The sequence below is a fragment of the Pseudomonas sp. SHLD1 genome (assembly GCF_028640935.1).
Lineage (GTDB): Bacteria > Pseudomonadota > Gammaproteobacteria > Pseudomonadales > Pseudomonadaceae > Chryseomonas > Chryseomonas aestiva.
On sequence record NZ_JAQZAD010000013.1, the window covers coordinates 532,108 to 544,143 of the forward strand.

General features: G+C 70.1%; 8 protein-coding genes. 6 read left to right on the forward strand and 2 right to left on the reverse strand.

The annotated features are described in order from the left end of the window. The first annotated feature begins 3 nt into the window (after positions 1-3). The 6 genes from manD (at position 4) to PVZ77_RS07895 (ending at position 7,869) form a co-directional block, all read left to right on the forward strand. Positions 4-1,215: a D-mannonate dehydratase ManD gene (gene manD, locus PVZ77_RS07870; protein ID WP_273806226.1), complete on the forward strand. Its 1,212-nt coding sequence runs from the start codon at positions 4-6 to the stop codon at positions 1,213-1,215. 14 nt (positions 1,216-1,229) lie between these two features. Next, complete coding sequence (locus tag PVZ77_RS07875; RefSeq protein WP_133860845.1) at positions 1,230-2,258, forward strand: Zn-dependent oxidoreductase; 1,029 nt, start codon at positions 1,230-1,232, stop codon at positions 2,256-2,258. A gap of 70 nt (positions 2,259-2,328) precedes the next feature. Next, complete coding sequence (locus tag PVZ77_RS07880) at positions 2,329-3,606, forward strand: MFS transporter (RefSeq protein ID WP_273806227.1); 1,278 nt, start codon at positions 2,329-2,331, stop codon at positions 3,604-3,606. Then, complete coding sequence (locus tag PVZ77_RS07885) at positions 3,603-5,036, forward strand: mannitol dehydrogenase family protein (protein WP_273806228.1); 1,434 nt, start codon at positions 3,603-3,605, stop codon at positions 5,034-5,036. Before PVZ77_RS07880 ends, PVZ77_RS07885 begins: the two co-directional genes overlap by 4 nt. A gap of 1 nt (position 5,037) precedes the next feature. Beyond that, positions 5,038-6,222: a mannonate dehydratase gene (uxuA, locus tag PVZ77_RS07890; RefSeq protein ID WP_273806229.1), complete on the forward strand. Its 1,185-nt coding sequence runs from the start codon at positions 5,038-5,040 to the stop codon at positions 6,220-6,222. Positions 6,223-6,312: 90 nt separating this feature from the next. Further along, the gene (locus tag PVZ77_RS07895; RefSeq protein WP_273806230.1) at positions 6,313-7,869 is read left to right on the forward strand and encodes a UxaA family hydrolase; all 1,557 of its coding nucleotides are present in this window, start codon (positions 6,313-6,315) and stop codon (positions 7,867-7,869) included. 45 nt (positions 7,870-7,914) lie between these two features. On the opposite strand, the gene PVZ77_RS07900 is transcribed toward PVZ77_RS07895, so the two are convergent. Beyond that, positions 7,915-10,929 (reverse strand): efflux RND transporter permease subunit, encoded by a 3,015-nt coding sequence (locus PVZ77_RS07900; RefSeq protein ID WP_273806231.1) that lies wholly within the window; start codon positions 10,927-10,929, stop codon positions 7,915-7,917. 3 nt (positions 10,930-10,932) lie between these two features. Then, a complete protein-coding gene (locus PVZ77_RS07905; protein WP_273806232.1) occupies positions 10,933-12,030 on the reverse strand; it encodes an efflux RND transporter periplasmic adaptor subunit in 1,098 nt (365 codons plus the stop codon). Positions 12,031-12,036: the final 6 nt, after the last annotated feature.

Genomic DNA, 12,036 nt, shown 5'->3' on the forward strand with positions numbered 1-12,036 from the left:
GCCATGAAGATCACCGAAGCCCGCGTCATCGTCACCTGTCCCGGTCGTAACCTGGTCACCCTCAAGATCGTCACCGACGAAGGGCTTTATGGCCTCGGCGACGCCACCCTCAATGGCCGCGAGCTGGCGGTGGTGGCCTATCTGGAAGAGCACGTGCTGCCAGCGCTGATCGGTCGCGATGCCCATCGCATCGAAGATATCTGGCAATACCTCTACCGGGGCGCCTACTGGCGCCGCGGACCGGTCACCATGACCGCCATCGCCGCGGTGGACGTGGCGCTCTGGGACCTCAAGGCCAAGGCCGCTGGTATGCCGCTGTACCAGTTGCTCGGCGGCAAGAGTCGCGAGCGGGTGATGGTCTATGGCCACGCCACCGGCAAGGACATCGAGAGCTGCCTGGACGAGGTTGCCCGCCATGTGGAGCAGGGCTATCGCGCGGTGCGAGTGCAGTGCGGGGTGCCGGGCATTCCCACCACCTATGGCGTGGCCAAGCGCGAAGGCGAGCGCTACGAGCCGGCCGACAGCGATCTGCCGGCCGAGCACGTCTGGGACACCGCCAAGTACCTCAATCACGTACCCAAGCTGTTCGCCGCGGTGCGCGAGCGCTTCGGCGACGACCTGCACCTGCTGCACGACGTGCACCACCGGCTGACGCCCATCGAGGCGGGGCGGCTGGGCAAGAGGGTCGAGGAATACAACCTGTTCTGGCTGGAGGACTGCACCCCGGCGGAAAATCAGGAGGCCTTCCGCCTGATCCGCCAGCACACCACCACGCCGCTGGCGGTGGGCGAGGTGTTCAACTCCATCCACGACTGCCGCGAGCTGATCCAGGCGCAGTTGATCGACTATATCCGCGCCACCCTGGTGCATGCCGGGGGCATCACCCACATGAGGCGCATCGCCGACCTGGCGGCGCTCTACCAGGTGCGCACCGGCTTCCATGGCGCCACCGACCTGTCGCCGGTGTGCATGGGCGCGGCGCTGCACTTCGACACCTGGGTGCCCAACTTCGGCATCCAGGAGCACATGCCCCACGAGGCGCGCATCGAGGAGGTCTTTCCCCATGCCTATCGCTTCGCGGACGGCCATTTCACCCCGGGCGAGGTGCCCGGCCACGGCGTGGACATCGATGAAGACCTCGCCGCCCGTTATCCGTACCAACGCGCCAGCCTGCCGGTGAACCGGCTGGTGGATGGCACCCTGTGGCACTGGTGAGCGAGGAATCCCGGATGAAAGCCTTTCAGGTCAGAGCACCCCACGAATTCAGCATCGAAGAGGTCGCGGTACCCACGCTGGCACCCGGCGAGGTCCGCGTCGGGGTGGCCTATGCCGGCATCTGCGGCTCGGACATGCACATCATCCATGGGCAGAACGCCTTCGTGCGCTTTCCCCGCGTCACCGGCCACGAATTCGCCGGCGTGGTGCGCGAGCTGGGCGCGGGCGTGAGCGGCCTGGCGGTGGGCGATCCGGTCTGCGTCGATCCGGTGATCGCCTGCGGCAGCTGCTATCCGTGCCGCATCGGTCGGCCCAATGTCTGCAGTCGCCTGCAGGTGCTGGGAGTACACCGCGATGGCGGCTTCAGCGAAGAGGTCTGCGTGCCCGCGGCCAATGCCCATCGCCTGCCGCCCGGTTTGCCGCTGGCCCAGGCCGCGCTGGTCGAGCCCTACAGCATCGCCCTCAATGTGCTGGAGCGGATGCAGTTTCTGCCCGGGGATTCCCTGCTCATCTACGGCGCCGGCGTGATCGGCCTGACCCTGGTGCAGATGGCCCGGGCGCTGGGCATCGCCGATATCACGGTGACCGATGTGCTGGACGATCGCCTGGCCACCGCCCGGACCCTGGGCGCGACCCGCACCCTCAATGGCCGCGAGACCAACGTCGAGGCGGCCATACGCGAGGCCACCGGCGGCGAGGGCGTGCCGCTGATCGTCGACGCCGCCTGCCATCCGGCCCTGCTGCCGGAGATCGTTCGGCTGGCGTCGCCGGCCGGGCGCATCGGCCTGCTGGGCTTCAGCGCCACGCCCAGCGAGCTGGTGCAGCTGGAGATCATCAAGAAGGAGCTGACCCTGGTGGGTTCGCGGCTCAACAACGGCCGCTTTCCGCGGGTCATCGAGCTGCTGGCGGCGGGCAAGCTGGATGCCGCGGCGCTGATCAGCCACCAGGTGGCCAGCCAGGAGATGCCGGGTGCCATCGAGCTGATCGAAAGGCACCCCGAGCAGACACGCAAGGTGCTGGTGCAGTGGGGTGGCAACGCCTGACAACGCGCGCTCCGCAAGGGGCGTCGCTTCGATGCCTTACCGAATAAAGACAATGAGCGGGAGGTAACAAATGGCTGGACAAGGTCGTGGACTGGTACTCGTCATGCTGTTCCTGGCGGGGGTCGTCAACTATCTGGATCGCTCGGCGCTGTCGGTGGCAGCGCCCCTGATCCAGAAGGACTTCGGGCTGGGCGCCGGGGAGATGGGGCTGCTGTTCAGCGCCTTCTTCGTCGGCTATGCGGCGTTCAACTTCATTGGCGGCTGGGCCGCCGACCGCTATGGCGCCAAGACCACGCTGCTGCTGGCCATGGTGCTCTGGTCGGCGTTCAGCGGCCTGACGGTGCTGGCCTCGGGCTTCGCCGCGCTGATCGTGATCCGGGTGCTGTTCGGCATGGCGGAGGGGCCCCTGAGCGTCTCCACCAGCAAGATGGTCAACAACTGGTACGCGCCCCACAACCGGGGCCGCACCCTGGGCCTGTCGATGTCGGGCACGCCCCTGGGCGGCGCCATCTCCGGCCCCATCGTCGGGGTGATCGCGGTGACCTACGGCTGGAAGGTGTCCTTCGTCGTCATCATGCTGATCGGCTTCGTCTGGGCAGTGGTCTGGTACCTCTGGATCAAGGACAAGCCCACCGGCCAGCTGGCCGCCGACATCGCCGCCGAGGAGCGCGCCGTGGCCGTGGTGGATACCGAGGTGCGACCGCTCAAGTACTACCTGCGTCAGCCGACGGTGCTGTTCACCGCCCTGGCGTTCTTCGCCTACAACTACACCCTGTTCTTCTTCCTGACCTGGTTCCCCAGCTACCTGATCCAGGCCTACGGCCTCAACGTGAAGGACATGAGCATCGCCACGGTGATCCCCTGGGTGCTCGGCTTCATCGGTCTGGCGGTGGGCGGCTATCTGTCCGACTGGGTGTTCCGCAAGACCGGTCGCCTGATGTTCTCGCGCAAGGTGGTGCTGGTGACCTGCCTGCTGGCCTGCGCCCTGTGCATCGCCGTGGCCGGCCTGGTCAGCACCCTCTATGCCGCGGTGGCGCTGGTGGCGCTCTCAGTGTTCTTCCTCTATCTGACCGGCGCCATCTACTGGGCGATCATCCAGGACACGGTGCCGGCGGCACGGGTGGGCGGGGTGAGCGGTTTCATGCACTTCCTGGCCAACACCTCGGGCATCATCGGCCCGGCGGTGACCGGCTATCTGGTGCAGTTCACCGGCGCCTTTACCAGTGCCTTCCTGCTCGCCGGCGCCCTGACCGTGATCGGTTCGCTGTGCGTGGCGCGCTTCGTCAAGCCGCTGGCCGAGCGGCCAGCGGAGGCACCCGCCACGCTGGCTACCGGAGGCGTCCGATGAACGATTTCGAACGCATTCCCTCGCGCTATCCGGCGCCGGCCATCGGCATCGTCCACCTGGGGCTGGGCGCCTTCCATCGCGCCCACCAGGCGGTCTACCTGGAGCGCAACCTGGCCCGCCACGGCGGCGGCGCCTGGGGCCTGTGCAGCGCCAACCTGAGATCGGGGCGGGCGCTGGTGGAGACCCTGAACGCCCAGCAGGGCCGCTATCACGTGGCCGAATACCGCAACCGGCGCGAAGGGGTGCTGCGCGAGATCGGTGCCCTGCGCGAGGTGCTCTACGCCGGCGACGGTGGGGCCGGGCGCGAGGCCCTGCTGGCGCGGCTGGCCGATCCCGGGGTGCGCATCGTCACCCTGACGGTCACGGAAAAGGGCTATTGCCTGAGTCCGGCCAGCGGCGCCCTGCGCCGCGACGATCCCGGCATCGTCCATGACCTGGCCGAACCGCGGGCGCCGCGCACCGCGCCGGGGCTGCTGGTGGAAGGCCTGCGCCGGCGTCGTGCGGCCGGCATCGCGCCCTTCACCGTGCTCTGCTGCGACAACATGCCGGACAACGGCCAGCGGACCCGCCAGGCAGTGGTGTCCCTCGCCGAGGCCCAGGACGCCGGGTTGGCGGCCTGGATAGCCTCTACCGTGGCCTTTCCCTGCAGCATGGTCGATCGCATCGTCCCGGCCATGGACGAGGCGGCCTTCGCGCGGCTGCGCGATCTCGGCTGCGATGATCCGGCCGCCGTGGTGGGCGAGGCCTTCAGCCAGTGGGTGGTCGAGGACCGCTTTCCGCAAGGGCGCCCGGACTGGGAACAGGAAGGGGTGCAGATGGTGGCGGACGTCCGCCCCTTCGAGACCATGAAGCTGCGCCTGCTCAATGGCAGTCATACGCTGCTGGCCTATGTCGGCAGCCTGGCCGGTCACGGCACCGTGGCCGAGGCCATGGCCGACGAACGCCTGGCGGCTTTGGTGCACCGCTACATGAGTCGCGAGGCGGCGCCGACCCTGGACATGCCGGAAGGCGTGGACCTGCAGGCCTATGCCGCGGCGCTGGTCGCGCGCTTCCGTAACGACGCCCTGCAGCACCGCCTGCGGCAGATCGCCATGGACGGCTCGCAGAAGCTGCCCCAGCGCTGGCTGCTGGGCGCCCAGCGGCTGCTGGAGCAAGGCGGCGAACTGGCCTGCACCGCGCTCGGCGTGGCGGCCTGGATTCACTATGGTGAAGGGGAGGGTGAGGCGCTGGACGATCCCCTGCGCGCCACCCTGGCCGCCTTGCCTGCTGGCGCGGCGCGGGTGGACGCCGTGCTGGCGCTGGCCGAGGTCTTTCCACCGGCCCTGGTCGCGCAACCCGTCTTTTGCGACGCGGTGCGCGGGGCCCATGCGCGCATCGCCACGGCGGGTATCGCCGCGGCCATCGCCGATCTCACCGAACAAGGAGTCTGACATGGAACACACCTGGCGCTGGTTCGGCCCGCGCGATCCCATCTCCCTCGCCGACATCCGCCAGACCGGGGCCACCGGCATCGTCACGGCGCTGCACGAGATTCCCAATGGCGAGGTCTGGCCGCTGGCGGCCATCGCCGAGCGCAAGGCGCTGATCGAGGCGGCGGGACTGACCTGGTCGGTGGTGGAAAGCATCCCGGTCCACGAGGATATCAAGCGCGGTCTCTCGACCCGCGAGCGCTATCTGGACAACTATCGGCAGAGCCTGCGCAATCTCGCCCAGTGCGGTATCGACGTGGTCTGCTACAACTTCATGCCGGTGCTGGACTGGACCCGCACCCAGCTGGCGCACCGGTTGCCCGACGGCGGCTGGGCGCTGAGATTCGATCAGGACGCCTTCGCCGCCTTCGATCTCTGCATCCTGCAGCGGGAGGGCGCCGAGGCCGAGTACGCCGCCGAGGAGATCGAACGCGCGCGCCGCTATCACGCCGGGCTCGACGCAGCCGGGCGCGAGGAACTGGTGCGTACCCTCATCGCCGGTCTGCCGGGCGCCGAGGAGGGCTACTCGGTCGCCGACCTGCGCGCCCTGCTGGCCACCTATGCCGGCATCGACGCCGCGCGGCTGCGCGAGCACCTGGCGGACTTTCTCCAGGCCGTGGTGCCGGTGGCGGAAGCCGTGGGCATTCGTCTGGGGGTGCACCCGGACGATCCGCCGCGACCGCTGCTGGGCCTGCCACGGGTGGTCTCCACCGCCGCCGACGCCCAGTGGCTGCTGGACGCGGTACCGAGCCCGGCCAACGGGCTGACCTTCTGTACCGGCTCCTACGGCGTGCGCGCCGACAACGACCTGGTGGCCATGGCCCGCCAATTCGCCCCGCGCATCCACTTCGTGCACCTGCGGGCGACCCGGCGCGAGGCGGATCCGCGCAGTTTCCACGAGGCCCATCACCTGGACGGCGACGTGGACATGGTCGCGGTGATCCGTGAGCTGGTACGCGAAGAGCGCCGCCGCGCACGGGAGGGCGGGGCGCGTCTGCCCATGAGGCCGGACCACGGTCATCAGCTGCTGGACGACCAGGGGCGGCGGACCAATCCGGGCTATTCGCTGATCGGCCGGCTCAAGGGCCTGGCGGAATTGCGCGGCGTGGAACAGGCCGTGCGGCAACTGGAAGAGGCGCGTGGCTGATGCGGCTCGGCGTCTCTCGGAAATACCCCGTGCCGGACCTCGCCACAGGCGCGGTCAAGGCCGACCTCGAATGCTGACGTGGAGACCCCTATGGAATTGATCACCCGCAGCGGCGCCACGGCCGCTGCCCGCGCCACCCTGCGCCTGCATCCGCACGACGATGTACTGATCGCCCGCCAGGCGTTGGTGCCCGGCCTCGAATTGCCCGAGGAGGGCGTGCAGGTCCGCGAACCGGTGCCGGCCGGTCACAAGGTCGCGGTGCGCGCCATAGCGGCAGGCGCACCGGTACGCCGCTATGGCCAGATCATCGGCTTCGCCCGCGAGGCCATCGCCGCCGGCAGCCATGTCCACGTGCACAACCTGGCCATGGGCGACTTCACCCGCGAGCACGCCTTCGGGATCGAGGCCCGTGGCGCCCCGGCGCCCATCGAGCGCAGCTTTTTCGGCATCGTCCGCCCGGATGGCCGGGTGGCGACCCGCAACTATATCGGCATCCTCACCTCGGTGAATTGCTCGGCCACGGTGGCGCGGGCGGTGGCCGACCATTTTCGCCGCGACGTCCATCCCGCGGCGCTCGGGGCCTATCCCAACGTCGACGGCGTGGTCGCCCTGACCCATGGCGTCGGCTGTGGCATCGATACCCAGGGCGAGGGCATGGCGGTGCTGCGCCGGACCCTGGGCGGCTATGCGTCCCACCCCAACTTCGCCGCGGTGCTATTCATCGGCCTGGGTTGCGAAGCCAACCAGATCCCCACGCTGCTGGCCGACCAGGGCCTCAGCGAGCACGCGGGATTGCGCACCCTCACTATCCAGGACAGCGGCGGCACCACCGCCACCGTGGCCCGGGGCATCGCCGCGGTGGAAGCGTTGCTGCCCGCGGCCAATGCGGTGCAGCGCGAACCGGTCAGTGCCCGGCACCTGATCCTCGGCCTGCAGTGCGGCGGCTCGGACGGCTATTCCGGCATCAGCGCCAACCCGGCGCTGGGCCGGGCGGTGGATATGCTGGTGGCCGCCGGGGGCACCGCCATCCTCTCGGAAACCCCGGAGATCTACGGCGCCGAACACCTGCTCACCCGGCGCGCCGCCAGCCCGGCGGTGGGCGAACGCCTGGTGGAGCGCATCCGCTGGTGGGAAGACTATTGCGCCCGCTTCTGCGCCAGCCTGGACAACAACCCCTCGGCGGGCAACAAGGCGGGTGGCCTGACCACCATCCTGGAAAAATCCCTCGGCGCGGTGATCAAGGCCGGCTCCACCGATCTCATGGCGGTCTATGGCTACGCCGAGCCAGTACGCAGCCCGGGCCTGGTGTTCATGGACACCCCCGGCTACGACCCGGTCTCAGCCACCGGCCAGGTGGCGGGAGGGGCCAACCTCATCGCCTTCACCACCGGCCGGGGTTCGGCCTATGGCTGTGCGCCGACGCCGTCGCTGAAGATCGCCACCAACACCCGCCTCTGGGAAAGCCAGCGCGACGACATGGACGTGGATTGCGGCGGCCTGGTCGACGGCAGCACCACCCTGGAAGAGCGCGGCGCCTTCATCTTCGAACGGCTGCTGGCACTGGCGTCGGGCGAGCGCAGCCGCAGCGAGTTGCACGGCTACGGGCAGAACGAATTCGTCCCCTGGCAACTGGGCGCCACCACCTGAGCCCGAGCTCGCGGGAGCAGGACAGCCACGCCGCCGGTGCCTCGTTCAGCTGTCCTGGTGCCGGCCATACAGCAGGGCGTAGAGCACCGGGATCAGCCCCAGGGTCACCAGGGTGCCCAGTGCCAGGCCGCCGATCATGCTGATGGCCATGCCGGTCCACAGCGGACCGGCAAAGAGCATCAGCGGGATGAGGCCGAGGATGCAGGTGAGCTTGGTCATGATGATCGGCCGCAGGCGCTCGCCGGCGGCGTCGAGCAGCGCCGGGACGAGGGGCTTGCCGGCCTGGCGTTCGGCTTCGATGCGTTCGAGCAGCAGCACCGCGTTGTTGACGATGATGCCGGCCAGGGACAGCAGGCCGAAGGTGGCCATGAAGCCGAAGGGATGGCCGCTCAGCCACAGCGCCAGGGCCACGCCGATGAGGATGAAGGGGATGCTGGCGACGATGATCAGCACCTTGCGCCAGGAATCGAATTGCCAGAGGAACAGCAGCAGCATGGCCACGGCGGCCAGTGGCAGATAGCGCAGCAGGGCGTCGTTGGCGGCGGCGGAATCCTCGCTCTCGCCGCCCAGCTCCAGGCGGTAACCGGGTGGCAACTGCAGGGTGGGCAACTGGGGCGCGAGGGTGGCGACCAGGGTCGCGGCGGTCATACCGGGATTGCGGACGCTGACCATGAGGGTGCGCTGCAGGTTGCGCCTGACCTTGACCCCGGCCTCGCTGGCCAGCTCGATCCGGGCCACCGCCGCCAGTGGCAGCGGTGCGCCGCCGTCTTGGGGATAGACCAGCAGGGTGCCCGGATCCCCACCGCGGGGCGTGCTGCGCGCGGCGATCTCGACCGGATACTGGCCGTCGCGGAGTTGGGCGCCGCTCAGGCCGTCACCGGCCAGTTGCAGCGCCTGGGCCAGGTCGCGCCGGTCGAGTCCGGCGGCGCGGGCCCGGGCCGGGTCGACCTCGACCTGGTAGCGCAGCAGCCGCGGACCCCAGTCGTCCTGGATGTCGCGGGTCCCGGGGACGGCGGCGAGCAGGTCGGCGAGGTTGGCACCCAGCTGACGCAGGACCGTCTCGTCCGGACCGCTCAGGCGATAGACCGCCAGGCCGCTTTCGGTGGTGCCCAGGGAAAAGCGCTTGGGTTGGGCGCGTACCTCGGGATAGGCCCGGGTCAGCTGCTCGCCGACCCGGGCCATGACCTGGGCGAGATCGGCGTCCGGGCGGGTGGTGACGGTGAAATAGGCGACATTGGGACCGGGCAGCGGCGGATTCAGGCCCAGCACGATGCGCGGTCCGCCCTCGGCGACGTAGCCGATGCTCGCGGCGATATCGGCATCCTCGCCTAGCCAGCGGCTGAAGCCCTGCATGAGTTCCAGGGTACGCTGGGCCGAGGTGCCCGGTTCCAGCTGGAGGGGGATCTGGAACTGGTTGCGATCCGAGGGCGGCAGGAAGTCGTAGGGCAAGCTGAGCAGCTTGAGGGTGGCCAGGGTCAGCAACCCGAGCATGGCCAGCAGATAGGCCAGCCGATGCTGCAGCAGGACCTCCAGCAGGCGGCGATAGCCGCGGTGCAGGGCGCTGTCGGTGCTGGTACCGCCATGGCTGGGGTCCGGCACCAGGCGCAGGCAGAGTAGCGGCGTCACCGTCAGGCTCAGCGCCCAGGAGCCCAGCAGGGTCAGTGCCAGCACCACGGCCAGGGACCTCAGGTATTCGTTGGTGCTGGTCTGGCCGAGAAAGAAGGGCGAGAAGGCCAGGATGATCACCAGCGAAGAGGTCAGCAGCGGGATGGCCAGGGTCCGGCCGGCGGCCTCGCAGGCGGCGCGACGTTCTTCGCCCGCGCGCAGGCGCCGTTCGATGTCCTCGGCGATGACGATGCCGTTGTCCACCAGCAGCCCCAGCGCCAGGATCAGCGCGGCGATGGACACCGTCTGCAACTCGATGCCCAGGGCGCGCATGACCAGCAGGGTCGCCAGCACCGTGAGCGGGACGATGGCGCCGACGATCAATCCCAGGCGCCAGCCCAGGAACAGCATGACCACGGCCATGACGATCACCATGGTTTCCATCAGCACGTGCTGCATGCGCGCCATGGCGTGGTGCACCACCTCGGCCTGGAAGGTCACCCGATGCAGGGCGAAGCCGGTGGGCAGGGTGGTCGCCAGTTCCTCGAGCCGGTCGTGCAGCGCGGCGCCGAAGGCTTCGACGTTGCGGCCCGGGGTCATGGCGATGCCCAGCACCAGGGCGCGTTCGCCTCGATAGAAGGCGGCGCTGCGCACCGGTTGCGCGGACTCGATCCGCACCTGGGCCAGCTCGGCCAGGGGCACGGCGCGGCCTTCGGCCAGCTGGATCGGCACGGCGCGCAGCGCGGCGGGATCGGCCAGTTCGCCGCTGATGGCCAGGCTGAGCACGCGTTCTCCCGCGCGCAGGCTGCCGCCGCTGACCAGCTCGTTGCGGGTGCGCAGTTGCGCCAGTAGCGCCTGGGGCGACAGGTCCAGGCGGGCCAGCGCCGTGGCGTCCAGGGTCAGGACGACGCGCTCGTCCTGCAGGCCATAGAGGGCGATACGGTCGACCCCGGGCAGGCCATAGAGGGCGCGGCGCAGGCCTTCCACCTCGCGACGCAGTTCGCTCGGCGAAAAACCGGGCGCGGTCACGGCGATGGACGCCACCGCCACCCGGCCGAAGTCATCGTCCACCAGCGGGCCCTGGATGCCCTCGGGCAGCCCTGGCGCCACCTCGGCGACCTTGTTGCGGACGCGCTGCCAGAGCGCCGGCAGGTCCTTGATCTCGTCCCGGGCGGTGAGCTGGATGATGGCCTGTCCGGGTCTCAGGGTGGTCACCAGGGTCTTGAGTTCGGGCAATTCGCGCAGCCGGTCTTCCAGCGGCTTGGCCAGCAATTCCTCCACCCGGTCGCTGGGCAGGCCGGGCAGGGCAACGCTGACCAGGGCGTCGCGCACGGTCACGCTGGGTTCCTCCTGGGACGGAAAGCCGAGAAAGGCATAGATCCCGCCCAGCAACAGGGCCAGGGCGATGAAGAGCACCAGGCGACCCCGGCGCAGGGCGAAAGCGGTCAGGGACATGGCCTACTCCCCCGTGAGCAAGGTGCTGGGCTGATAGGGCAGCACCTGCTCGCCGGCGCGCAGGAATGCCGCGCCGGCCACCACGATCTGCTCGCCCTCGGCGAGGCCGCTGGCGATCAGCGCCTGGCCCTGCTGCAGGGCCGCCACCGTGACCGGGCGCGGCTTCACCTGCCGCGTTTCCGGCTGGTAGACGAAGACCTGCCCCGCGCTGCCGCGCTGACCGGGCAGCAGCGCGCCCAGGGGCACCGCCAGCTGGGCCTGGACCGGCAGCGGCAGGCGCACGTCCAGCAGACTGCCGCTGGGCAGGGCCGGCGCCCCCTGGTCGAGGGCGAAGACCGCTTCCTGCAGCAGGCCCTGTTCGGCGCGCGGCGAAAGACCGACCAGCTGGAGCGCCAGGGGCTTGCCGTCGCGCGTGGCATAGGCCTGCGCCTGGGCGCCGGGCGTCAGCCCCTGGGCCAGGGCGGCTGGTACCTGCACCACCACCTGGCGTTCACCCTCGGCCTGCAATTCGAGCAGGGTCTCGCCCGCGCCCAGCAGTCGCAGCGGCTCCGGCGCGCGCAGGACGATCTGGCCCGCGAAGGGCGCCACCAGCCGGGTCTCGGCCAGCGCGCGGCGTGCCAGCGCCAGCTCCGCCTCCGCGCCTCTTTGCTGCGCCTGGGCCGCGCCCAGGGCGGCGTCGGCGGCTTCCAGCTCGGCCTTGGCCAGGTTGCCCTCGGCGAACAGCTGCCGGGCCCGTTGTTGTCCGGCGCGGCGCTGGTCCAGGTCTACCCGGGCGGCCTGCACCCGGGCGCTGGCCTGGTCGAGGCGCAGACGCGCCGGCTCGCCATCCTGCTCGGCGAGCACCTGCCCGGCCGCGACCCGCGCGCCCACGTCCACGGCCACCCGCAGCACCCGCCCGCCATTCTCGAAGGCCAGCGCCGTGCTGCGTGGCTGGCGCACCAGGCCGGGCAGCAGCGGCGCCTGGGCCGTCAGCCGGGCGACCGGCGCGAGCTTGACGGTGCGCAGGGGCACCGGACCGGGGCGTTCATCCGGTGAGCAGCCGCCCAGCAGGGGCAGCAGCAGGAGGAGGGTGAGGGCGGAGGTCAGGCGCGGGCCGGGCATGGCGGG